Source organism: Streptomyces sp. CB02980 (assembly GCF_014451325.2).
Taxonomy (GTDB): Bacteria; Actinomycetota; Actinomycetes; order Streptomycetales; family Streptomycetaceae; genus Streptomyces.
In genome coordinates, this window is record NZ_JACSCH020000019.1 from 96427 (window position 1) to 117320 (window position 20894).

At 70.3% G+C, this 20894-nt stretch carries 27 protein-coding genes; 12 read left to right on the forward strand and 15 right to left on the reverse strand.

Annotated elements, in window-relative coordinates; all coding sequences use genetic code 11:
* Positions 1-91 precede the first annotated feature (91 nt).
* From zwf to E0F75_RS31895, 11 genes are all read right to left on the reverse strand, one after another.
* Positions 92-1543, reverse strand: a complete 1452-nt coding sequence (gene zwf / locus E0F75_RS31845) for a glucose-6-phosphate dehydrogenase (protein ID WP_229314428.1) — start codon at positions 1541-1543, stop codon at positions 92-94.
* A gap of 176 nt (positions 1544-1719) precedes the next feature.
* Positions 1720-2562: a universal stress protein gene (locus E0F75_RS31850; RefSeq protein ID WP_229314429.1), complete on the reverse strand. Its 843-nt coding sequence runs from the start codon at positions 2560-2562 to the stop codon at positions 1720-1722.
* Between the two features lie 125 nt (positions 2563-2687).
* Positions 2688-3578 carry an oxygenase MpaB family protein gene (locus tag E0F75_RS31855; protein WP_229314430.1) on the reverse strand — a complete coding sequence of 297 codons (891 nt, stop codon included), beginning with the start codon at positions 3576-3578 and terminating at the stop codon, positions 2688-2690.
* A 146-nt stretch (positions 3579-3724) separates the two neighbouring features.
* Positions 3725-4156 carry a gas vesicle protein K gene (locus E0F75_RS31860; RefSeq protein ID WP_374115464.1) on the reverse strand — a complete coding sequence of 144 codons (432 nt, stop codon included), beginning with the start codon at positions 4154-4156 and terminating at the stop codon, positions 3725-3727.
* Positions 4153-4368: a gas vesicle protein gene (locus E0F75_RS31865; RefSeq protein WP_229314431.1), complete on the reverse strand. Its 216-nt coding sequence runs from the start codon at positions 4366-4368 to the stop codon at positions 4153-4155. Before E0F75_RS31865 ends, E0F75_RS31860 begins: the two co-directional genes overlap by 4 nt.
* Complete coding sequence (locus E0F75_RS31870; RefSeq protein WP_229314432.1) at positions 4365-5228, reverse strand: GvpL/GvpF family gas vesicle protein; 864 nt, start codon at positions 5226-5228, stop codon at positions 4365-4367. Before E0F75_RS31870 ends, E0F75_RS31865 begins: the two co-directional genes overlap by 4 nt.
* Entirely contained in the window at positions 5225-5737 is a 513-nt protein-coding gene (locus E0F75_RS31875) for a gas vesicle protein (RefSeq protein ID WP_374115465.1), read from the reverse strand. Before E0F75_RS31875 ends, E0F75_RS31870 begins: the two co-directional genes overlap by 4 nt.
* A 22-nt stretch (positions 5738-5759) precedes the next feature.
* Entirely contained in the window at positions 5760-6008 is a 249-nt protein-coding gene (locus tag E0F75_RS31880; RefSeq protein WP_229314433.1) for a gas vesicle protein GvpG, read from the reverse strand.
* A gap of 18 nt (positions 6009-6026) precedes the next feature.
* The gene (locus E0F75_RS31885) at positions 6027-6743 is read right to left on the reverse strand and encodes a GvpL/GvpF family gas vesicle protein (protein WP_229314434.1); all 717 of its coding nucleotides are present in this window, start codon (positions 6741-6743) and stop codon (positions 6027-6029) included.
* Positions 6744-6746: 3 nt separating this feature from the next.
* Complete coding sequence (locus tag E0F75_RS31890) at positions 6747-7214, reverse strand: gas vesicle structural protein GvpA (RefSeq protein WP_229314435.1); 468 nt, start codon at positions 7212-7214, stop codon at positions 6747-6749.
* 27 nt (positions 7215-7241) lie between these two features.
* Positions 7242-7604: a gas vesicle protein gene (locus E0F75_RS31895; protein ID WP_229314436.1), complete on the reverse strand. Its 363-nt coding sequence runs from the start codon at positions 7602-7604 to the stop codon at positions 7242-7244.
* Between the two features lie 200 nt (positions 7605-7804).
* Between E0F75_RS31895 and E0F75_RS31900 the strand changes: the two genes are divergently transcribed.
* Both E0F75_RS31900 and E0F75_RS31905 read left to right on the forward strand, forming a co-directional pair.
* On the forward strand, positions 7805-8770 hold the full coding sequence (locus E0F75_RS31900) for a histone protein (RefSeq protein WP_229314437.1): 966 nt from the start codon (positions 7805-7807) through the stop codon (positions 8768-8770).
* Positions 8771-8773: 3 nt separating this feature from the next.
* Entirely contained in the window at positions 8774-9901 is a 1128-nt protein-coding gene (locus E0F75_RS31905) for an SRPBCC family protein (protein WP_229314438.1), read from the forward strand.
* A gap of 95 nt (positions 9902-9996) precedes the next feature.
* On the opposite strand, the gene E0F75_RS31910 is transcribed toward E0F75_RS31905, so the two are convergent.
* Both E0F75_RS31910 and E0F75_RS31915 read right to left on the reverse strand, forming a co-directional pair.
* Positions 9997-10170: a CsbD family protein gene (locus tag E0F75_RS31910; RefSeq protein ID WP_229314439.1), complete on the reverse strand. Its 174-nt coding sequence runs from the start codon at positions 10168-10170 to the stop codon at positions 9997-9999.
* A 96-nt stretch (positions 10171-10266) separates the two neighbouring features.
* Positions 10267-10440 (reverse strand): hypothetical protein, encoded by a 174-nt coding sequence (locus E0F75_RS31915; RefSeq protein ID WP_229314440.1) that lies wholly within the window; start codon positions 10438-10440, stop codon positions 10267-10269.
* Positions 10441-10683: 243 nt separating this feature from the next.
* Here E0F75_RS31915 and E0F75_RS31920 point away from each other — a divergent pair, with 243 nt between their 5' ends.
* The 6 genes from E0F75_RS31920 (at position 10684) to E0F75_RS31945 (ending at position 15808) form a co-directional block, all read left to right on the forward strand.
* Positions 10684-11640 (forward strand): TIGR03557 family F420-dependent LLM class oxidoreductase, encoded by a 957-nt coding sequence (locus E0F75_RS31920; protein ID WP_229314441.1) that lies wholly within the window; start codon positions 10684-10686, stop codon positions 11638-11640.
* Positions 11641-11792: 152 nt separating this feature from the next.
* Positions 11793-12017: a DUF6480 family protein gene (locus tag E0F75_RS31925; protein ID WP_229314442.1), complete on the forward strand. Its 225-nt coding sequence runs from the start codon at positions 11793-11795 to the stop codon at positions 12015-12017.
* Positions 12018-12057: 40 nt separating this feature from the next.
* Positions 12058-12603, forward strand: a complete 546-nt coding sequence (locus tag E0F75_RS31930; protein WP_229314443.1) for a DUF5709 domain-containing protein — start codon at positions 12058-12060, stop codon at positions 12601-12603.
* A gap of 439 nt (positions 12604-13042) precedes the next feature.
* The gene (locus E0F75_RS31935) at positions 13043-13495 is read left to right on the forward strand and encodes an SRPBCC family protein (RefSeq protein WP_229314444.1); all 453 of its coding nucleotides are present in this window, start codon (positions 13043-13045) and stop codon (positions 13493-13495) included.
* The gene (locus E0F75_RS31940; RefSeq protein ID WP_229314445.1) at positions 13488-15077 is read left to right on the forward strand and encodes an NAD(P)/FAD-dependent oxidoreductase; all 1590 of its coding nucleotides are present in this window, start codon (positions 13488-13490) and stop codon (positions 15075-15077) included. Before E0F75_RS31935 ends, E0F75_RS31940 begins: the two co-directional genes overlap by 8 nt.
* Positions 15078-15484: 407 nt before the next feature.
* Positions 15485-15808: a plasmid stabilization protein gene (locus tag E0F75_RS31945; RefSeq protein WP_229314446.1), complete on the forward strand. Its 324-nt coding sequence runs from the start codon at positions 15485-15487 to the stop codon at positions 15806-15808.
* 92 nt (positions 15809-15900) lie between these two features.
* Here the strand turns inward: E0F75_RS31945 and E0F75_RS31950 are convergent, their stop codons facing one another.
* On the reverse strand, positions 15901-16527 hold the full coding sequence (locus tag E0F75_RS31950) for a flavodoxin family protein (protein ID WP_229314447.1): 627 nt from the start codon (positions 16525-16527) through the stop codon (positions 15901-15903).
* Positions 16528-16682: 155 nt separating this feature from the next.
* Between E0F75_RS31950 and E0F75_RS31955 the strand changes: the two genes are divergently transcribed.
* From E0F75_RS31955 to E0F75_RS31970, 4 genes are all read left to right on the forward strand, one after another.
* Complete coding sequence (locus E0F75_RS31955; RefSeq protein WP_229314448.1) at positions 16683-16844, forward strand: hydrophobic protein; 162 nt, start codon at positions 16683-16685, stop codon at positions 16842-16844.
* Between the two features lie 260 nt (positions 16845-17104).
* The gene (locus tag E0F75_RS31960; RefSeq protein ID WP_229314449.1) at positions 17105-17509 is read left to right on the forward strand and encodes a hypothetical protein; all 405 of its coding nucleotides are present in this window, start codon (positions 17105-17107) and stop codon (positions 17507-17509) included.
* An 82-nt stretch (positions 17510-17591) separates the two neighbouring features.
* Positions 17592-18284, forward strand: coding sequence for a DUF6766 family protein (locus E0F75_RS31965; protein WP_229314450.1), 693 nt, complete (start codon positions 17592-17594; stop codon positions 18282-18284).
* Between the two features lie 764 nt (positions 18285-19048).
* Positions 19049-20344 carry a sodium:proton antiporter gene (locus E0F75_RS31970; protein ID WP_229314451.1) on the forward strand — a complete coding sequence of 432 codons (1296 nt, stop codon included), beginning with the start codon at positions 19049-19051 and terminating at the stop codon, positions 20342-20344.
* Positions 20345-20665: 321 nt separating this feature from the next.
* Here the strand turns inward: E0F75_RS31970 and E0F75_RS31975 are convergent, their stop codons facing one another.
* Entirely contained in the window at positions 20666-20875 is a 210-nt protein-coding gene (locus E0F75_RS31975) for a CsbD family protein (protein WP_229314452.1), read from the reverse strand.
* Positions 20876-20894 lie beyond the last annotated feature (19 nt).

A 20894-nucleotide genomic window follows, 5' to 3' on the forward strand; every position in this document is an offset into this window, starting at 1 on the left:
ACTGCGCGGGGGCTTCGCGCCGGCACGCGGCGGCATGGTGTCGACAATCGCGTGGCTGCCTTTGCGCCGTCAGCTGCCGTCGCGCCGTCAGTCAGCCGCCTTCCGGCAGGTACCAGCGGTGGGGTCGGATGAGCTGCTGCAGGCTCTCCGGTCCCCAGGATCCCGGGGCGTACGGCTCGACCGGCGGTGGGGACTGCAGCAGGGGGGCGGCCACCTCCCAGAGACGTTCGATGCCCGCGGCGTCGGTGAAGAGGGACTGGTCACCGAGCATCGCGTCCAGGATGAGGCGCTCGTAGCCCTCCAGTGCGTGGTCCTGGGTGAAGGAACCGGCGTAGTCGAAGACCATTTCGGCTTGGGCCAGGCGCATGTCGGGGCCGGGCTGTTTGGCGAGGAAGCGTGCGGTGATGGTTCCGGGGTCGTCGAAGTCGATGACCAGTTCGTTGTGGCGGCCGTCGGCGGATTCCTGGGCAGCCAGCGGGAACATGCGCATGGGCGGTTCGCGGAAGCCGAGGGTGATGACGTGGCGGCTCTCGGCGAGGGCTTTGCCGGAGCGGAGGTAGAAGGGGACGCCTGCCCAGCGCCAGTTGTCGATCTCGAGGCGCAGGGCTGCGAGGGTCTCGGTGTCGGAGGCCGGGTCGACTCCCGCTTCGTCGCGGTAGCCGTCGTACTGTCCGCGGACCACCCGGGCCGGGTCGAGGGGGCGGAGGCTCTGGAAGACCTTGTCCTTCTCCGCGCGCAGGGAGTTCGCGTCCAGGGTGGCCGGCGGTTCCATGGCGATGAACCCGAGGAGCTGGAACAGGTGCGTGACGATCATGTCGCGGAAGGTGCCGGTGCCTTCGAAGAAGTGGGCCCGGCCCTGGATGTCGATGTGTTCGGGGACGTCGATCTGCACGTGGCTGATGTGGTCGCGGTTCCAGACCGGTTCGAGGAGTCCGTTGGCGAAGCGCAGGGCGAGGATGTTGTCGACGGACTCCTTGCCCAGGAAGTGATCGATGCGGAAGACGCGGGATTCGTCGAAGACGGTGTGGATGGCCTGGTTGAGGGCACGGGCGGAGGCGAGGTCCGTGCCGAACGGCTTCTCCACGATCACGCGGGCGTCCTGGGCGAGCCCGGCGGCACCGAGCATCTGCACGACCGAGGCGCATGCCTGCGGCGGTACGGCGAGGTGGTGGAGGAGTCGTGGACTGCCGCCGATCTCCCGCTGGGCCTCTTGTACGGCGGCGATGAGCGGGCCGGGGTCTTCGGGGTCGGCGGCGCCGAACGTCAGCCGGCTCTCGAAATCCCGCCATTCCCGGCCCTCGGGCTTGGTCCGGCCGAACTCGGCGACCGCCTCGTGCGCGTGTTCGCGGAACGCGTCGTCGCTGAGGGCGACCGCGGCGGGGGCTGATCCGATGATCCGGTGGCGGTCGGGGAGCAGTCCTGCTCTGGCCAGGTGGTACAGGCCCGGCAGGAGTTTGCGGCGGGCGAGGTCGCCGGTGGCGCCGGAGATGACGATGACGTGGTCGTCGGGGGTGGGCCCGCCGGAGCTGGGGGGTGTGGCCACGTCGGATCTTCCTTTCGCCACGGCCGCGGAGAGCGCCGTGCATGGCGGAGTGGACCTTGCCGGTGAACTGTCAGGGGTGGCGCACCCGGCGGAGGAAGGCCCGGTTCAGGTCGCGCCAGGGCTCGAAGAACCGCGGTGCCGGGGAAGGATCGGTCGGGCCCGGCCCCGTCGGCGGCTCAGGCGTGGGATACGACAGCCACGGGGCAGGCGACGTGATGGAGCGCTGCCTGGGTCACGGCGCCGATGTGCGTGCCCGCCACGGCCCGCCGCATCCGGCGGCCCACCACCAGCAGTCCGGCGCCGGAGGCGGCATCGAGAAGACTGCTGCCGGGCCTGTCGTGGACGACCTCCTCGGTGACGTCGACCTGCGCGAACTGCGTCCTGTGGCGTTCCGTGGCGGCCGACAGCGCCGTTCGCAGGCTCGCGGCCGCTTCGGATCCACCCGCGCCGTCGCGGTGGTGCGGCAGGGTGGAGTGCCAGGCCGACACGATGTGCAGGGGGACCTCCCGGCGGGCCGCGAAGTCGAAGGCGAAGCCCAGAAGCTCGTCCGCGGGGTGTCGCACGTCCAGACCGAGGACGACCCGCTCGTCGCCGCCCGGACTGTTGCCTTCTCGTACCAGCACCGCCGGGCGTTCCGCCGCGGCCAGGACCTCCTGGGCCACATGGCCGGAGACGTATCCGGAGCCGTTGCCCGCGCGGTGCGAGCCCAGAACCAGCAGTTCGGCATCGGCTGAACGGGCCAGCAGAAGCCGGGAGGGGGCGTCCTCGGTCTCCTCGGTGGCGGTGACGACATCCGGGTGGCTCGTGCGGGCGCGCTCGCTCGCCTCCGCCAACAGAGCCCTCGCCTGCTCCGTACGGACGTCCCGTGACTCCCGCACGGCGGCGACCTGGTGCTCCGGCCACAGCGACGCGTTCACCAACTGAAGCCCGGCCCCGCGCGACGCGGCCTCTTCGGCTGCCCAGTCGACCGCCGCCAGGCTCCCGCTGGACCCGTTCACTCCTACTGCGATCTGCTTCATGGGGCCACTCTGGAGCCGCCGCGGGAGTCCGGCACTCCCCGGCAGGCCGACCGGGCGACCGGGGCCGGGCGACCGCACGACCGCACGTGGTCCCGTGTTCATGGAGGTGAACCCTTCGGGGAGCGTCAGCGTGGCGCGGCGGGCTCCTCGCGGGGTGGAAGAGCCGCCATCGCCCACCGGATCGTCCCCGTCAGCGCCCGTCCGGACAGTCGTACCAGCTCTTCCGGCAGGTACGGCGCTGTGTGGAGGCCCAGCAGCGTGCGGGCCCACGGCGGCAGCAGCCGGACCGCGTTCGAGGCGAGTACGGCGTAGGGGCCGCGGGCGACCCACGGCAGCGGAGGTTCGCGGAGTACGAAACGGGCCGCGTCCCGGGCCTGCGACGTGGCGCGCAGTTCGGGACGGTAGCGCGCCAGCCGGGCCGCGAGGGCGGTGCGGTCGCGCGGCGGATCGGGGACGCCGAGGGCGTGGGCGACCCGAGCCGCGTCGGCGATGTACGCGTCGCAGCCGGCGCCGTCCAGCGGGCCGGCCCCGAAGCGCTGGTGTGCGCGCAGGAAGCTGTCCACCTCCGCCACGTGCACCCAGCACAGCAAGTGCGGGTCGGCAGCGTGGTAGGGCTCGCCGGCGGGGGTGGTACCCCTGATCCGCTCGTGCACCTCACGGACGTGGTCCACGGCGCGCTGGGCGTCCTCGGCGGTGCCGTAGGTCGTGAAGGCGAGGAAGGTGCTGGTCCGCTGGAGGCGTCCCCAGGGGTCGCCCCGGAAGCCGGAGTGCCCGGCGACCGCGGCCATCGCGAGCGGGTGCAAGGACTGCAGGAGGAGCGCGCTCAGGCCGCCGATGAACATGGACGCGTCCCCGTGGACGGTGCGGATGGCCCGCTCGGGGCCGAACCAGCGCGGGCCGGGGGCGCCGTGGATACGGGCCCGGTTCTGCGCTCCCGAGGGTCCGGCGACGTGGCTGAACAGGCTGGTGCCGACCCGCTCGCGCAGGCCCGGACCCGACTTCTCGGACAGGTTCACGCTTCCATCGTCGCGCGCGGGCGCACGGAACGGGAGAGTCGCCGGTCCGCCCGGCCGCCGCGGGTCGGTACGCCGGTGCCGTACCGACCCGGGGACCACGGCCTCGGAGCGGGAGCGCACCGGACGGAAGCACGTCGCGGATCCGGTCACTCCGGCCCTCCGTCGGCCGGTGGGAGGAGAGGCCCGAGGGGGCCGAGGTCGAGGTTGAGGTCCTGGAGCGTGTAGCCGTGCTCGGCGCAGAGGTCACTCAGCGCGTCGTGCAGCGCCATCAAGGTGGCGCCCAGCTCTTCCTCCTGGTCGTCGGTGAGGTCGCCGGCGTCGACGCGCCGCAGCGCCTGTCTCTCGATGAGCTGGCGCAGGAGTTCCACGACGGTGAGGACGAGTTTGAGGAGGTCCTCCTCGACCGACTCGTGGTCGGTACGGATTCTGCGCGCGGCGCGGCTGGGTGTGTCGGCGGGGGCGGGCGGCGCCTGCACGAGGCGGAACGCGTCGCCCAGGGCACCGCCGATGCCGTCCAGGGGCGGAGACGGGTCCGGAACGCCGTTGCGCTCTCCGGGCGCCGGGCCGGACCCGGTCACGCCTGCCTCCGGGCGGACGGCCCGAGCGGATCCGCATCGGAGCCGACGGACACGATCAGAGCACGGAGAGAGACACGGACCAGATCGATGTCGGCGATCGAGATCACGATGTCCCCGGAGAGCACCACACCGCCGCTCAGCAATCTGTCGAGCAGGTCGATGAGGGCGACCTGGCGGCCGGGGAGAGGCTCGCTGGGGTGGGCGATGCTCATCGCGCCGGTCCGTCCCGTGCGGCATCCTCCCGGGGAGGCTCGGACGGCGTCGGCGGCATGGCGAAGGAGTACGGGGCCCACGGGCCGGTCACCTCGACGCGTACGCCGTCGAGGTCTGCCGCCACTGCGGCGAGCGCGGCGCGGAAGCTCTCGATCCGTTCGTCCGGGACGAGGTAGGCGTCGTTGAGGACGTTCTCCTCGGGCCCCGCCAGTGCGCCGCGTTGGGCGGGATGGCGTACACGGTGCGTACGGAACCGGGTGACGAGTGCGTCGATACGCTGCGCGGCCTCCTGGGCGTTTCGGTAGTGGTCCTCCCTGACGCTGTGCTGGGCCCGACGGCGCTGGAGGTAGGCCTTGCCCGGACTGAGCGTGCCGGTGGTCCCGGCGCCGTCGGCGCCACGGTCCTTCGGGCGCCCGGCGGCGCCGATGTACAGCTTGACGCCCCATTCGCTCCGGTCACGGAGCAGGGCGATCCTCTCGGCGAAGGCCTGCCGCTGAGCGGCCAGCGCCTCCTGGGCGCGTTCGTCGTCCTGGTAGAGGGTCGCGAGCCGCAGCGGGAGGACGGTGTCCTGACGGGAGATCGCCTGCACCACCTCGTGGTGGGCGCGGGCGATGTCCTCCAGCCATTCCAGGTCCTCGAAGCGGGCCTTCAGCGTCCGTTCGTCGAACTCGCGCGATGCCACCCGGCTGATGACGAACGCGACGGGGGACGAGGGGGCTTCGCCCTCGGCGGGCGCGTCTTCACCGAGGAGGGACACGGCCGCTCCCGACACTCCACGGACGCCTTCGACGGCTGTCCGTACTCGCCCAGTGTCGGGTACCACCGCGTAGACGTAGGTGAGGTCCTCGGCGTCGGTCATGTGCTGCGCCTTCGTCGTGCCGCCCCTCGGCGGGGAGTCGACCCTTCGTCCTCGTCCAGGTCGAGGTCCTGGCCCATGTCCGGCTCATCCGCCTCGAGTTCATCCAGCTCCGGTTCGCCGTCCCGCTCACGGCGCCGGAGCGACTCCGGGTGCCGGGAGTCGTCGCCGATGGCCGCGCCGCGCTTCAGCTCCTCCAACTCCGCGCGGAGTCGGCGGTTCTCCTCCGCCAGCGGCCCCCCGCTGTGCTTCGAGGAGAGCGAGGGATCGTGCTCCCACCAGTCGATGCCCATCTCCTTCGCCTTGTCCACGGAGGCGACCAGGATCCGCAGCTTGATCGTCAGCAGTTCGATGTCGAGCAGGTTGATGCGGATGTCTCCGGCGATGACGATGCCCTTGTCCAGGACGCGTTCGAGGATGTCCGCCAGGTTCGCGGAGGAACTCGGCCCGTACGGCACCGGCGCGGCTCTGGAAGGTGCGCTCCCGAAGCGGTCGGGCAGGGGGTCAGACACGGCAGTGGTCCTCGATTCCCCGTCATGGCGTCTGCGTGCGGTGGGCGGTGATCTCCTCGAGCCGGTCGAGCAGCTCGTCCTCGCGGTACTCGAACGTCTCCTCGTCGATCTCCCCCCGCACCAGCCGGTCCTCGAGTTCCGCGAGCTCTCTCCAGATGGGAGCCGGGTCGTAGTACTCCTCCTCGGCCCTGTCCAGGACTCTCTGGGCGACCCAGGTCACTCCGCGCACCGGCGCGAGGGGAAGCGTGAGCAGGGATGTCAGCAGTCCCATCGTTTCCCTCCTTCCGGGTCACTCCACGAAGCTGTACGGCGGCAGCGGGCCACTCAGCCGGAACTCGACACCGTCCCCGATCTGGCGGGCGAGGTTCGCCTCCGCCGTCCGGAACTCTTCCTGCCGGTCGTCGGGGACCAGGAGTGAGAAGTTGAGGAAGTCCGCTCCGGACGCCTGCCGGACGGTGTGTTCCCGAGCGAACGGCACCAGAGTCTCGACAAGTCCGGAGGCCAGGGCATCCTGCCGTTCCTGCACCTGCGCCGCGATCAGTTGGCCGAGGGCCATCGGGAGCTGGGGATCCGGGTCCCCGGTGCGCATGCGCTCGTTGAGTTCGCGCGCCTCGGGGGTCTCGCGCAGGATCTGCCGCAGGAGCTCCTCCTCGTCCTGCGACGCTCTCACGTGGTACTCGGCACACCCGCCGAGCCTTTCCAGGTTGGCGAGATAGCCGTCGGCGTTCTTCAGCAGCACCTGTTCTACGGTCGACTCGTCGGCGGCCGTGTAGCCGAACTGCAGGGGCAGGACGGGGCCGCCGCGCATCAGGTGCTCCTGCACCTCCTGATGAATCGACAGGTCACGCCGCTTGGGCCGGATCTTCTCGGAAATGTCGCTGACCACGGCACACAGAGGCCCGGAGACAATGCCGCGCACGGAGGCCGGCTCGGAGCCGACACCCGACAGGTCGTCGATGTCGAGGGGGTGGTTCTCCGCGGTGATCGCATAGACGTACAGGGCCATCGGTCACTCCTTCTCGCGTCGTGACGAGCGTCGGGCGGCGGGCCGTCGACGTCGGGGCGCGGGTTCCTCCTCTTCCTCCTCCTCGTCCGGCTCCTCGTCGTCACGGGACTTCCCGGTCAGGGAGTCCGTCACGGCCTCGACCGCACCGGTGAGCGCGCCCTTGGACTTGCCGCGGGCCCCGCCCTCCACCATGCCGCCGACCACTTCGGGCAGCTGCGCCGGAGCCTTGCGGCCGGCTTCGAGATCGAGCCTGTTGCACGCCTCGGCGAAGCGGAGGTAGGTGTCCACGCTGGCCACCACGATCCGGGCGTCTATCTTGAGAATCTCGATCCCGACCAGTGACACGCGCACGAAGACATCGATCACCAGACCGCGGTCCAGGATGAGTTCCAGGACGTCGTAGAGGCTGCCTGTGGAGCCGCCACCGCCCCTGCTGAGGGCGGCACTGCCGCTCTGCGGCACCATGGTCATGGCGCCTCCTTCCACGGCCGAACGGACTCAGAACGGCCGATCGATCATTCCTCGGTTGTAACGGCGGGTTCGTTCGAAGGAGATCAGCGTGCCGTCCCCGTCCAGGGAGACCTTGTAGCTGGCCAGCACGCTCGTCGTGTCGGGGATCCGCTCCAGTTCCAGCACTTCCACCTGCGCCTCCCACCCGTCGTCGGTGGGCTTGAGCGAGGAGACGGACTCGGGAATTCTGCCGAGCAGTTTCGCGAGTTGCTCGGTGGCCGCGGCCATGGCCGAGCCCGCGTCGGGGGCCTTCTGTCTGCTGGACGGCGGTTTCCGCCGAGCAGGCGAGCGTCTCTCACCGGCGGGGTGCGAGGCACCCCGCCGCGGGCGATCCGGATCCACTGAGTCCATGACACTTCCGCAAGACGCATAACAGCTTAAGGCTAGAATGTCACTTTATAGGGATATATGCCATGTCCGGGAGAGCAGGCGTGCCCCCACCGCCCCGGCGGGGCGTCCGGACGCGTTCTGCAGCGGACGCGCCACTTGATCCAGGGCGTTCCGCATCGAGCAGCGGAACGGCCGCAGCGCCCGGTGAAGGGACAGGGGTCATGGAGGACACGACCAAGATCGCCCTGGCAGCCGCAGTGGCAGGCGGTTACGTACTGGGACGGACGAAGAAAGCTCGCCTCGCGTTCACCGTGGCGACGTACCTCGCCGGCCGACGCTTCGGTCTCGAGCCGGGACAACTCTTGACGCAGGGACTGAGCAAGCTCAAGGACGTACCCCAGTTCGCCGAGATGGGCGAGCAGTTGAGAGGTGAGGCCCTGGACGCCGGTCGCCAGGCCTTCACCGCAGCGGCCAACCGCAAGTTGGCCGACCTCGCCGACTCCCTCCACGAGCGGACACTCGCCATCGGCAGCGGCAGCGGCGGGGACCAGGAGGACGAAGAGGAACCCGAGGACACGGACGAGAGGTACGACGACGAGGACGACGAATGGGAGTCCGAGGAAGAATCCGAGCCCGAGTACGACGAGGCCGGTGAGGACGAGGACACGGGGGAGGAAGAACCCGAGGAGGAGGAACCCGAGGAGGAGGCCGAGGAACCCGAGGAGGAGGAAGAACCCGAGGCCGAGCCGGAGGAGCAGCCACGCAGGCGCCGCGCCTCCCGCCCGTCGTCCCGCTCACGATCAGAAACCACCGGATCCTCCCGTACCCGCAAGGCCCCCCAACGACGCAGTACGACATCACCTGCCAAGAAGGCGAGCCCGGCCAAGAAGGCGGCGTCGTCGAGAACGACGACGGAGGGCACCCCCCGGAAGCGGTCGGCGACGAGCCGGAGCGCGGCGAAGAAGACCGCCCCGGCCAAGAGGGCCCCGGCGAAGAAGGCCGCTCCCGCCAAGAAGGCCGCTCCCGCCAAGAAGTCCACAACCGCCAAGAAGACCGCCGCCGGGCCGGCGAAGAAGACGACCGCAGCACGCAAGCCGGCCGCGAAGAAGGCGGCAGCACGCAAGCCGGCGGCCAAGAAGACGTCGGCCAAGAAGACGCCGGCACGCAAGCCCTCGACGCGGAGGTAGGTCATGGCATCCGAAGGCCGAAACCGCGACCGAGACCGAGACCAAGGCCGCGACCAAGACCAAGACCGCGACGGCACCGAGAAGTCCGGATCCGGTCTGGACAGGCTGCTCGGTGAACTGGGTGAATTCCTCACGGCACAGACCGGTCAACTGGCCGAGAAGGCCACGGACAAATTGGGGGACGTCACCGACCAGCTGTACGACGTGGCGGACAACGGCGGCAAACTGGCCGACATCGGCGGGCGATTGCTGAAGGGCGACTCCCCCGTCAAAGCCGTGGTGAGCCAATCACTGGGAGGACTGAAAGACAAAGTCACCGACGCGGCGTCGAATCTGTTCGGCTCGGGCCAGGGCAAGCGCAAGAGCGGCACCCAAAAGATCACCAGCATCGTCGAGACCATCGACGTGGGTGCACCTCTCCGCAGGGTCTACAACCACTGGACCCAGTACGAGGATTTCAGCGGATTCACCAAGGGCGTCCGTAACGTCTCGCAGGGCGACGAGACGAGCAGCGACTGGAAGGTCAAGGTAGGCCCCTCGACGCGCAGCTGGAAGGCGACGGTCCAGGAACAGGTCCCCGACGACTGCATCATCTGGACCTCCGAGGGCGCCAAGGGCTCCACGCGCGGCTGCGTCAGCTTCCACGAGCTGGGCCCCACGCTCACTCGGATCCTGCTCACCGTCGAGTACTACCCCTCCGGCCTCTTCGAGAAGACGGGCAACCTCTGGCGTGCCCAGGGGCGCCGTCTCCGGCTGGACCTGAAGCACTTCCGCCGGCACGTCACCCTCACCGATGACGAGCCCGAGGGCTGGCGCGGTGAGATTCGCGACGGCGAGGTCGTCCGTTCACACGAGGAGGCGCTGGAGGAGGAGAACGAATCCGACGAGGAAGGCGAGGAAGGCGAGGAAGGCGAGGAGGAAGACGAAGAGGAAAGCCGCCCCGAAGAGGAGTACGAGAGCGACGAGGCCGAAGCGGAATACGAGCCGGAGGAGGAAAGCGACGAGGAATACGAAGAGGGCGAGCCGGACGAGGAGTACGAAGAGGACGACGACGAGGGCTACGACGACGAGGCCGACGGGGCGGAGGAGGACGAGCGCGAGACGGCGGGCCGGCGCCGACGCGGGCGCTGACCCACTCGACCGTCCAAGGGAGAAGCGGCCTCCGCGGGCCGCTTCTTCCTTCGATCTCAGCACACAGGCGTCGCACAGACGCACCGGCTGACATATCAGTGCTTGAACGTGTCCTTGACCTTCTCTGCCGCCTGCTTCGCGTCGCCTTCGACCTGCTCGGCACGGCCCTTCAACTCCAGGCTTTCGTTGCCGACGGCCTTACCGGTGGTCTCCTTGACCTTGCCCTTGGCGGTCTTCGCCACGTTCTTGGCTTTCTTGCCCCCGGCCATATCCGTCACCTTCCCGCACTTGTTTCCCCACGTCTCGGAGCGAGACGCATGACTGCGCCTGCCCCGAAGGCCGGTATCCATGCATGCCGACGAGGGTCACCTCTTGAAGAAGTCCTTTCCCTTCTCCTTCCGCTCCCGGGCCTTTCCGCGCACCCCGAGAGCAGCCCCTTTTGCTTCCGTGCTCTTCTTCCCCCGCATATGAGCCGTCTTCTGAACGGCCTTGCCAACGATCTGCTCGGCCTTGGCCTTGGCCTTCTCCGTGGCACTCATGGCCTTTCCTTCCTCCTCACCACAGTCACACTTACCGCCTACCCTCGGCGCCGAGGAGGAACCAGGGGGCCTCATGTCTGCCACGCCAGTCCAGGCACAGGCACAGGCACAGGCACAGGACGCCACGACCACGTCGAAGTGCCGGATGTGTGCGTCCAGAGCCGAGTACAGCCCGCACAAGCGCATTGAGACGGCCTGCCCGGGTAGCCGGATCAAGGGGGCCGACGTGAAGGGAACGCGCGCATGACGTCCTTCGGCTACTTCCTGTCCTGCGAGGAGTTCACCCCGGACCAGCTGTTGCGCCAGGCACGCCTGGCGGCGGACGCGGGATTCACCCGCCTCGCCATCTCCGACCACTTCCACCCATGGACCAACGCCCAGGGCAGCAGCCCCTTCGTGTGGTCGATGATCGGTGCCCTGTCCCAGACGGTGCAGCTGCCCGTCACCACGCTCGTGACCTGCCCCACCGTGCGGCTGCACCCGGCGGTGACCGCCCAGGCGGCGGCGACCTCCAGTGTCCTGCTGGGCGGTCGGTTCACTCTGGGCGTGGGCACCGGTGAGGCTCTCAACGAGCACGTGCTCGGTGACCGATGGCCCGCGTTCGACGAGCGGGCGGACATGCTGGAAGAGGCGGTGAACGTGATGCGGGAGCTGTTCACCGGCCGCGACATCAGCCATCGGGGCCGGTACTACACCGTCGACAACGCCCGCCTCTACACCGTTCCGGAGGCCCCGCCCGCGATTCTGGTCTCGGGCTTCGGCCCCAAGGCCGCCGCACTCGCGGGGCGTATCGGGGACGGCTTCGTCACCATGGGCCCCGACGAGGGCGCCCTCGCGTCGTTCCGCGAGGCCGGTGGGGCCGGCAAGCCCGTCGTCGGAGGCCTGAAGGTCTGCTGGGACCAGGACCGGGACGTGGCCGTCGACACGGCGCTCCGTATGTGGCCGACCGAGCGGCTGCCCGGCGAACTGAACCAGATCCTCCCCACACCCGCCCACTTCGAGCAGGCCACTGAGCTCGTCACCCGCCGGCAGGTGGCCGACTCCGTACCGTGCGGCTCGGACGTCGAGGAGCACGTCGATGCCGTGCGTGCGTACGTGGACGCCGGATTCGGCGAGGTGTACGTAGGCCAGATTGGGCAAGGGCAGGAGGACTTCTTCACGGCCTACCGCGAGAAGGTGCTGCCCGCGCTGCACGGCTGAGCGCTGCTCCGCCGCGGCCACGAGGCCCGGCGACGTTTCGGGTACCTCGGCGGCGGCAAGTCGCGGGGCATGGAGCGTTACGGCTGGACGCTGTCGACACGGTCGACCGCGCGTCTGTTCGCCCGTTCCGCCACCCCCGGGAGATGAGTGTCATGACCAGCCCCAGCAACCCCGACCCCGACCCCCACGAGATCACCGAGGGCACCACCCGACCGGGCGCGACACCGCCGGCCGAGTCGGGTACGAGCACGGGCACGGGCCCGTACCGCCCACCGCGGCGGGGCTGGGCGACAGGCCCGCTGGTGGCCATCTGGTCGCTGGTCGTCCTGTGCGCCCTGTTCTTCCTCGTGTACGCGATCGTCCTCGCCACCGACTGACCGGCCACTCGCCCGCCCACTACACCGAAAGGAATGAGCCATGGCCCGCAATGAGTCCCACCCGACCACCGGCAGTGACCAGCCGGGCCCGAACGAGGCCCGCGGTGACGACGTGTATCAGCCCACCCCCTCCGACGACGCCGGCCCCTCCGGTGATCTCGACCCCGACAACGCGCTCATGACGGATCCGATCGACGACATGGCGGTTCCCGGCTACTCCCCGCCCGAGCGCCCTCGGGGCGTCACCCGGCACGGCACCACCCAACGGGAACAGCAGGAGGGCCAATCACTCGACGAACGGCTCGCACAGGAGATGCCCGACTCTCCGGACGAGCCGCCGGAGGACGACGGCATCGGAGACCTCTCGGGAGGCGATGGAGAACCCGTCGACGAACAAGCGGGCGCCACCCGCGCCGGACGGCTCGCGCCGGTCGACACACCGCCCGGCCGCGATGATCACGCCGTCGCCCGGGACGTGGGTCTGGACGACGGAACCGCGCCCGCCGAGGAGGCCGCGATGCACGTCGACACGGCCGTGGACGAGGGCAGCGAGCGGCCGGCGCCGCCCGAGGACGGGCCTTGGTAACGGCACCGGCCGCCGCCACAACGACACCCGCACAGGCCTCACTCGGCCGCGTGCGGCCCCGAGACGCCCGGGCTCGATTCAGTCCTGTGGTCCGGTTCTCCTGTTCCCCGGGTGCGCCTGCCGAGCGGTCGCCACGGACCGAGGGCGTGACAGCTCCGGGCTCTCGGCCGCGTCTCACTCCGGGCGCTCTGCCGCCGGGATCGGCATCGCGCGGGCACGGCCGGATCCGGATCGCGTGGGACACGGCGAACGGGGTAGTCGCATCACAACCGTGACACCACACCGTCGATGAAGGGGCACGCCCCGTCGAGGCCTCGGCCGCCGTGGCAGGGCGGCGAAACGCCGCCGCCGCACGTCGGCCCCGCGCGGGCCCACGCTCGGGGCCGTGCGGTCCTGGCACGTTCGGGGCCGCGCACCCGCCGATGCGAGGAGGATCGCCGTGGCCGTCCGTCATCAGCTCATCCGACGCACCCCCGGTGCCGTATGGGCCGTACTCGCCGATCCGACCCTTTACGGAGAGTGGGTGGCGGGTCCGTCCCGGTCCACCCCGCTCGACGACTCCTGGCCCTCACCGGGCTCCCGGCTGCGCTACACGATCCGGCTGGGCCCCTGGGCCACGGAGGGCGTCACGACCGTCCGTTACGAGGAGACCGGGAGGGAACTGGAGCTGGAGGCCTCGTTCAAGTCCCTCGGCACGGCGAGGATCTTCCTCCAGCTCAGGCCGTGGGGTGAGGAAACCCTCGTCGTCTGTGACGAGCACCCGTTGCGCGGCCTGGGAGGGGCCTTGCACAACCCGGTCAGCGAAGCGGCCCTGCAGCTCAGGCACCGGGGCATGCTGGCCCGCCTGGCCACCCTGGTGGAGCAGGAGTCCGAGGAGATGCGACGTGCCTGACGCGGTGGTGATCGGCGCCGGACCCAACGGGCTGGTGGCCGCGAACCTGCTCGTCGACGCAGGATGGAGCGTGGAGGTCCTCGAGGCCCAGGAAGAACCGGGCGGGGCCGTACGCAGCGACCGCGGGGTGCATCCGGACTACGTCTCGGACCTCTTCAGCGCCTTCTACCCGCTCGCCGCCGCCTCCCCCGTACTGGCACGGCTCGACCTCGCCGCCGAGGGCCTGCGCTGGAGCCACGCCCCCCGCGTGCTGGCACACCCCCTGGCGGACGGGAGATGCGCCGTGCTCGAACGCCGCGTGGAGGACACCTGTGCCGGGCTCGAACGGTTCGCGGGCACCGACGGCGCCTCGTGGGAGTCCCTGTACCGGACGTGGAGGCGCCTGGAGCCGGACCTCGTACAAGCCCTGTTCACGCCCTTCCCGCCGATCCGCGCGGGGCTCCGGCTGGCAGCGAAGCTCCGCGGCCCAGGAGGGCTGCGGCTGGCTCGGAGTCTGGCCCTGCCCGTACGACGGCTGGGCGAGGAGGAGTTCGTGGGAGAGGGCGGCCGGCTACTGCTGGCCGGCAACGCCCTCCACGCCGACCTGGCTCCCGAGGCTGCGGGCAGCGGCGGGTTCGGCTGGCTCATGTCGATGCTCGGCCAGAGCCGCGGGTTCCCGGTGCCCGTCGGTGGGGCCGGAGCCCTCACGGCAGCACTCGTGAGCCGTCTCCGGCGCCGCGGCGGAGTCCTGCGGTGCGGGGAGCGGGTCACGTCCGTCGTCGTCCGCGGCAACACGGCGGTGGGCGTAGGGACCGTGGGCGGGGAGACGGTCGGCGCGCGGCGAGCCGTACTGGCCGACACGTCGGCGCCGGCCCTCTACCGGGGCCTCGTCGGCGAGGAGCACGTTCCGTCGCGCCTCCTCCGGGACCTGGAGCGCTTCCAGTGGGACTTCGCGACCTTCAAGGTCGACTGGGCGCTGACGGGACCCGTGCCGTGGACGGCTCCGGGAGCGATCGGCGCCGGGACGGTCCACCTCGCCGACGGCATGGACGGCCTGACCCGGTTCGCCGCGCAGATCGCCATGGGACGGGTACCCGACGAGCCGTTCGTCCTCTTCGGCCAGATGACCACCGCGGATCACAGCCGCTCTCCCGCCGGAACGGAATCGGCGTGGGCCTACACCCACCTTCCGCAACACGTCACCGCCGACGCGGGCCCCGACGACATCACCGGCAGGTGGGACCCCCGCGAACAGGAAGCGATGGCCGCCCGCATCGAAACCCAAGTGGAACGCCTCGCACCCGGGTTCCGTGGCCTGATCGGCGCGCGCCGCATCCTGGCTCCGCCGACCCTCCAGGCCATGGACGAGAACCTGCACGGCGGCGCCGTCAACAACGGCACAACGGCCCTGCACCAGCAGGCGGTCTTCCGCCCCACACCCGGTACCGGCCGCCCCGAGACACCGGTGAGGAACCTCTACCTCGCCTCCGCGGCCGCTCACCCCGGCGGCGGGGTCCACGGCGCACCGGGGGCGAACGCGGCCCGAGCCGCCCTGGGCCCGCGCGCGCTGCGCGCCCCGCTCCACCGCGCGCAGCGTATGTGAGCGCCCCCGTACGGCCAGAAACGCGTCCACGCACGCGTGGCATCGGTCCGTGAAGGCGCTTCCCGGGAGATGCCGGGTACACGCGCACCATGCCCACGTCCAGAACTTCCGCACCAGGGAGCGCCGGCACGCTCGCGCTCCTGGCCCCCGGCTACGCATGGCTGCCCAACCGGATGCGGGCGTCTGATGTGAACGCCTCCCCTGACGAGGGGGCGGGTACCGCACCGCCGAATGCCCCCGCACCTCACCTGTTCGGGCATCCCCACCTGCCGTACGGCGAACCCGATGCCAGGGTCGAGTGATTGACGCCCGTCCCTGTGGGCAGCGGCAGAGCGGGACACGACCGCGTATTCATCCGCGTACGCGTCGCGCGTCATCCGTCCGGCGGAAAACGAAAGGGAATCGTCATGCCTCGTGGATCGAGTCCGAAGCGGGAGCGGCAGTACGAGCACATCAAGGAGAGCGCGGAGGACCGTGGGGAGAGCACCAAGCGTGCCAAGGAGATCGCCGCGCGGACGGTGAACAAGGAGCGGGCGCGTTCCGGAGAGTCGAAGACCGCGAGCAAGTCGTCGACGCAGGACATGTCGTCGTCGAGACGAGGCGGGCAGCGGTCCTCCAGCGGTTCGGAAGGCCCCACGTACGACCAGCTGTACGAGGAGGCCAAGCGCCGCAACATCCACGGACGCTCGTCGATGAACAAGTCCGAGCTCAAGAAGTCGCTGGGTCACTGAACCCTCGCCCCGGCGCGCGTGTCCAGGGCCGCGGATCCGGGTGGGCTGAGCCTCGACCGGCAGAGGTGGGGGCGGTCCGGTTCCGGCCTCGGTCAGGACGAGGCCGGGTAGGGGGCGGACTTGAGGCGGCGGGCGAGGTGGGCGGTGTTGGCGGCCAGGGTCGCCGTCGCGTCCGCGGTGGCCTCCGGGGTCTCGTCGAGGTCCTGGTAGTCCGTCTTGTGCATGGCCTCGCCGACCCAGTAGGTGACCGCGTTCGGGGCGAGGGAGAAGCCGACGTCGTTGAGGCCCTGGAACAGGTCGGCGCTCACCTTGTGGGCCCCGTCCTCGTTGCCGACGACGCAGACGGCGGCGGCCTTGCCGTAGGTGAGCATCCGGCCTTCCTCGTCGGTCTCGGACATCTCGGCGTTCAGACGTTCCATCACCCGCTGGGCGGTGCTCGCGGGGTGACCGAGCCAGATCGGCGTCGACAGGACCAGGATGTCGCAGGCGAGGATCGTGTCCCGGATCTCGGGCCAGGCGTCCCCGTCACCCATGTCGGTCGCCACGCCGGTACGCACGTCGTGGTCGGCGACACGGATCACCTTGCCGCTCACCCCGTGCTCGCGCAGAGCCTCCATGGTCTGCTCGGCCAGCAACTGCGAGCTGGAGCGGGCCGGGGAGGGGGACAGCGTGCAGACGAGGGCGACGGCACGCAGAGGGGTGGTTTCAGTGGCGTTCATGCAGCGTCCACTACCCCCGCGCCGCATTCCTATCTCTCCCCGTGATGTTCCCTGGCCCGGATGGCCAGGCGGACGTGGGCTGTCCGACGACTTCATGCATGCGGACGTGTGCGCGGCGGAAGCGGGGGCACGCGGACCATCGGAGGTTGATATCCATGGTTCCCCTGCTTCTCGTTCTACTCCTGGTCCTGCTCCTCTTCGGCGCGGGGTTCGCGCTGAAGGTTCTCTGGTGGGTCGCCATCGCCGTCCTGGTCCTGTGGCTGATCGGCTTCGTGGCCCGGCCCAGGGGCGGTGGCAGCCGCTGGTACCGCTGGTAGCGCCGGGCATCCGTCGGCATTCCTCGGCGGTTCGCTCTCACGCGACGCCCGTGGCCGCCCCCTTGAGGGCGGCCACGGGCGTCGTCGCGTGGAGAGAGCGCAGCCCGGACCCGCTCCCGGCGGACCCGGCTTCGTCTCGCCGGAGCGCCTCGAACAGGTGAGATGTGTGGCCATACGGCGGTGCGCCTCTTGTCCCGGCCCCGTACAGGGGCGTACCTGGAGGGCGGCATCCAGGTGTCGCGCACCGGCGAAGGAGGAGAATGACCGTTCCACGGCTGTTCGGAGCGCTGACGCTCGCGTTGGTCGCCTGTGCCTGCGGGGCGCCGCAGGCGCGTCAGGACGGGGCGACAAGGGCCGGCCTGGCCTTCGAGGCGTCCCTCGCCTCCGGCGACTTTCACGAGGCGTGCGCACTGCTCGCCCCCGAAAGCCGTCAGCAGCTCCAGGAGGACGAGAAGCAGCCGTGTGAGATGGCACTGCCGGCGCGGGGACTGCCCTCGGGCGGAGGCGTACGAGGCGTGGACGTCTACGGCCGCCAGGCGCTGCTCCACCTGCGCGACGAGACGCTCTTCCTGTCGCAGTTCGACGAGGGATGGCGTGTCACCGCAGCAGGATGCGTGCCCGAAGCGGGCGACGAGCCGTACCACTGCGTCCTGAAGGGGGCGTGAGGGTGCGAACCGTGTTCGCGGTGTGCGTGCTGACCGTCCTCGGGGGCCTCGGCTACTTCACCGCGATCGGGCTGATGCACCGGTGAAGCCCGAGCGTGCCCGCCGTGGCGTCTGGCGGTCGAACGGCCTCACCCTGTGTTTCGGGGCCGCGTTCCTGGTGGTCCTCTGTTTCCAAGCCGTCGCCGGGCGCGCGGAGTTCAACGAACAGCTCGCCGTCGAAGGACTTCAGCAGGTCGACTTCGGCGACTACCTGATGTCCTCGGACTTCGCCGTCGACGTCACCGAGAACTGGCAGTCGGAGTTCCTGCAGTTCTTCCTCTACATCTTCGGGACGGTGTACCTCCTGCAACGAGGCTCCCCGGAGTCCAAACCCCTGCACAAGTCGGGCACGGAGAGCGACCGCGAACAGCGCATGGGCGACCACGCGCGAGCGGACTCCCCCCGATGGGCCGGTACGAAGGACTGGAGGCAAGCCCTCTACTCCCGGTCCCTCGGTCTCGCGATGGCCGCCTTCTTCCTCCTGTCCTGGCTGGCGCAGTCGATCTCGGGCGTCGCCGCCTTCAACGAGCTGCGCCTGCGGCAGCTCCAGACGCCCATCACCTGGCACTCCTACCTTGCCTCGGCGGACTTCTGGAACCGGTCGCTGCAGAACTGGCAGTCGGAACTCCTGGCGGTGGCCGCGATGGCCATCCTCTCGGTGTACCTCCGCCAGCGCGGTTCCCCGGAGTCGAAGCCCGTGGGCGCCACGCACGAGGCCACCGGCGTCGAGGGGTGACGCGCGGGCCGCACGAAGCCGGCCGGGGTCGATCGCAAGCGACGCCTGTCGAGGGCCGCGCATACGTCCGGATGGTCCGGGAAGCCGCGACGTACCGACCTGCCGAGCGTGAGGAGAGGACCATGGGGGAGTTGACCTGGCACAGGCAGCGCGACGTGCGGGTGGACTCCGTGCCCGATCCGGTGATCGCCGATCCGACGGATGCGATCACGACACATCGCCCGGCCGGACGGGGAACCCACCCCACACGCACGGCAGGGCCCTCTGCGGCCGGCCGATGAACGGAGAGGTGATCAAGATGCGCGACCCTCGTCCCCCGAAGCGGTCGGACATACCGATTCCCCATGACCCTGAGGACCAGCAGGCCACAGCCGGTGAGGATCCGCCGGCCGTTCCCGTGCCGGACGACGGCCTCGACGATTCCGACGGATCTCCTCGCACGGACGGCGTCAGCCGGCGCACCGCCGACGCCGATGGCCGTGACACCCGTCTGCCGGAGACCGACGAAGCCGGCACAGGCCTCAAGGGCCGTCCCCGGCACGGCACCATCCATCCCGAACACCCCGTCCCCGACGAACCGACCGACTGACCCGTCCCACCGCCGCTCGGGTCGCGGAACGACCTGGGCACAGGGCGGCCCTGGGCCGGAATCGCCCTCGTCCGTACGGGATGGATCCGTACGAGATGACTTTTACGGGATGACTTCGTACGGGATGTCGTACTCCGAGGGCAGGGGCAGGTCCGTGACTGAAAGGGCGTAGAGCTTGTCCCCCACCGGCGCCGCCTCCGCGGGCACCGATCTCTCCGGCGTTTTCTACGCGGTCCTGGGACTCGGAGCGCTCGCCGCAGCCGTCCTGCCCCGGCTCGTACGCCGCAGACCTCTGTCGATGCCCATGGTGTTCCTGGCGGCCGGTGCGTTCTCCGGGCTGCTGCCGCTCCGCCTGCCGGAGCTGGACCCGGTGGCGAACCGGGTCTGGGTCGAGCACATCACCGAGCTCTGTGTGATCGTCTCCCTCATGGGCGCCGGCCTCGCCCTGAACCGGCCCTTCGGGTTCCGTGCCTGGGCCGGACCCCGGCGGTTGATCGGCATCACCCTGCCCCTCACGGTCGTCGCGACGGCCGCCCTCACCTGGCTGCTCCTCGACTGGCCCTGGGCCACCGCGCTGCTGGTCGGCGCCCTTCTCGCGCCGACCGACCCCGTGCTGGCAGCTGAGGTACGGGTGGGGGAACCGACGGACGACGAGAACGACGAGGACGAGGTCCGCTTCACGCTCACCGCCGAGGCGGGCCTGAACGACGGACTCGCCTTCCCCTTCGTCCTCGCCGCCCTCGCACTCGCGACTGCCGGAGGTACGTGGGCACAGGTGGACTGGGCGCGGTGGTTCGGCGTCGACCTCCTCGCGAAGGCCGCGATCGGCGTCGCGGTCGGTCTCGCCCTCGGCCGACTGCTGGGATGGATGTTCTTCCGGGCCGGGGCGTCGTCACTCAGGCTGTCCGAGCACATGGAGGGGTTCGTCGCCCTCGCAGCGACCTTCCTCTCCTACGGTCTGGCCGAACTCGCCCGCGGTTACGGCTTCGTCGCCGTCTTCGTCACCGCCTGCGCCGTACGGGCCGCGGAACGCGGCCACGGCTACCACAAGGTGCTGCACGGGTTCACCGAGCAGATCGAACGTCTCCTGACCGCCGGGTTGCTCTTCCTCCTCGGCCACTATCTGGTCACCGGCGCGCACGCGGCGCTGACCTGGCAGATGGTCATGCTCGCTGCGGCACTGCTCGTGATCATCCGGCCGGTCACGGGGTGGATCGCACAGCTCGGCTTCGTCACCGGCCCCCGGGAGCGGGTGGTCACCGCGATCTTCGGGCTGCGTGGCATCGGCTCCCTCTTCTACCTCTCCTACGCGCTCGGCCACCACGGATTCGACGGGCGGGCCCGAGACCTGTGGGCGCTCACGACGGCCACGGTGGCCTTGTCCGTCCTCGCCCACGGCGTCAGCGCGACACCGGCCATCCGCCGCCTGGACCGGCTGCGCGAGGCCCGCCCGCCCGACACCCCGCCCTGAGCCCACTGATGAAAGCCCGGTCTTCAAACAGCCGCTCCCAGCCGGACTCCGCCGTCCTCCGCTGCCGCGCAGCACGACCCGTCCGAAGGCGACCTCATGCCCAGAGCCGTCTCCACGGCGGGGCAAGGGCGCCGCCACGAACGCCCCGCACGGAGACACCGCCATCATGACCAACCGCACGCCTCTCCTTGGTCTCCACAACCATCTTGCAGTCGCCCCTGCCGGTGTCGACTCCTCCGGCGGGGGTCAGGCACGGCAGGGCCCCGGCAGAGAGTCTGCTGCCGGGGCCCGTGAACGATTCCGCAGCCGTTCTCGCACAGGCTAGGAGGAGCGCCGCTTCATCGCGTCGCCGGCCTTCTCACCCGCCTCGCGGGCCTGCTCACCGGCTTCGCGTACCTTTTCGCCGGCCTTGCGGGCCATGCCCGCAGCCTGGTCGGCCTGGCCTTCGGTCTCCATCCGCTCGTTGCCCGTCACCTTGCCCGCGGCTTCCTTGATCTTGCCCTTGCCCTTCTGCATGTCGCTCTTGCGCATGGTCGATGCCCTTCTGTGG

Coding starts and splice junctions, on each gene's coding strand:
- E0F75_RS31850 (WP_229314429.1), bottom strand. CDS start 2,562: ATGAAGCAGATCGCAGTAGGAGTGAACGGGTCCAGCGGGAGCCTGGCG.
- E0F75_RS31865 (WP_229314431.1), bottom strand. CDS start 4,368: ATGAGCATCGCCCACCCCAGCGAGCCTCTCCCCGGCCGCCAGGTCGCC.
- E0F75_RS31870 (WP_229314432.1), bottom strand. CDS start 5,228: ATGACCGACGCCGAGGACCTCACCTACGTCTACGCGGTGGTACCCGAC.
- E0F75_RS31880 (WP_229314433.1), bottom strand. CDS start 6,008: ATGGGACTGCTGACATCCCTGCTCACGCTTCCCCTCGCGCCGGTGCGC.
- E0F75_RS31885 (WP_229314434.1), bottom strand. CDS start 6,743: ATGGCCCTGTACGTCTATGCGATCACCGCGGAGAACCACCCCCTCGAC.
- E0F75_RS31890 (WP_229314435.1), bottom strand. CDS start 7,214: ATGACCATGGTGCCGCAGAGCGGCAGTGCCGCCCTCAGCAGGGGCGGT.
- E0F75_RS31895 (WP_229314436.1), bottom strand. CDS start 7,604: ATGGACTCAGTGGATCCGGATCGCCCGCGGCGGGGTGCCTCGCACCCC.
- E0F75_RS31900 (WP_229314437.1), top strand. CDS start 7,805: ATGGAGGACACGACCAAGATCGCCCTGGCAGCCGCAGTGGCAGGCGGT.
- E0F75_RS31905 (WP_229314438.1), top strand. CDS start 8,774: ATGGCATCCGAAGGCCGAAACCGCGACCGAGACCGAGACCAAGGCCGC.
- E0F75_RS31910 (WP_229314439.1), bottom strand. CDS start 10,170: ATGGCCGGGGGCAAGAAAGCCAAGAACGTGGCGAAGACCGCCAAGGGC.
- E0F75_RS31915 (WP_229314440.1), bottom strand. CDS start 10,440: ATGAGTGCCACGGAGAAGGCCAAGGCCAAGGCCGAGCAGATCGTTGGC.
- E0F75_RS31920 (WP_229314441.1), top strand. CDS start 10,684: ATGACGTCCTTCGGCTACTTCCTGTCCTGCGAGGAGTTCACCCCGGAC.
- E0F75_RS31925 (WP_229314442.1), top strand. CDS start 11,793: ATGACCAGCCCCAGCAACCCCGACCCCGACCCCCACGAGATCACCGAG.
- E0F75_RS31930 (WP_229314443.1), top strand. CDS start 12,058: ATGGCCCGCAATGAGTCCCACCCGACCACCGGCAGTGACCAGCCGGGC.
- E0F75_RS31945 (WP_229314446.1), top strand. CDS start 15,485: ATGCCTCGTGGATCGAGTCCGAAGCGGGAGCGGCAGTACGAGCACATC.
- E0F75_RS31950 (WP_229314447.1), bottom strand. CDS start 16,527: ATGAACGCCACTGAAACCACCCCTCTGCGTGCCGTCGCCCTCGTCTGC.
- E0F75_RS31955 (WP_229314448.1), top strand. CDS start 16,683: ATGGTTCCCCTGCTTCTCGTTCTACTCCTGGTCCTGCTCCTCTTCGGC.
- E0F75_RS31960 (WP_229314449.1), top strand. CDS start 17,105: ATGACCGTTCCACGGCTGTTCGGAGCGCTGACGCTCGCGTTGGTCGCC.
- E0F75_RS31975 (WP_229314452.1), bottom strand. CDS start 20,875: ATGCGCAAGAGCGACATGCAGAAGGGCAAGGGCAAGATCAAGGAAGCC.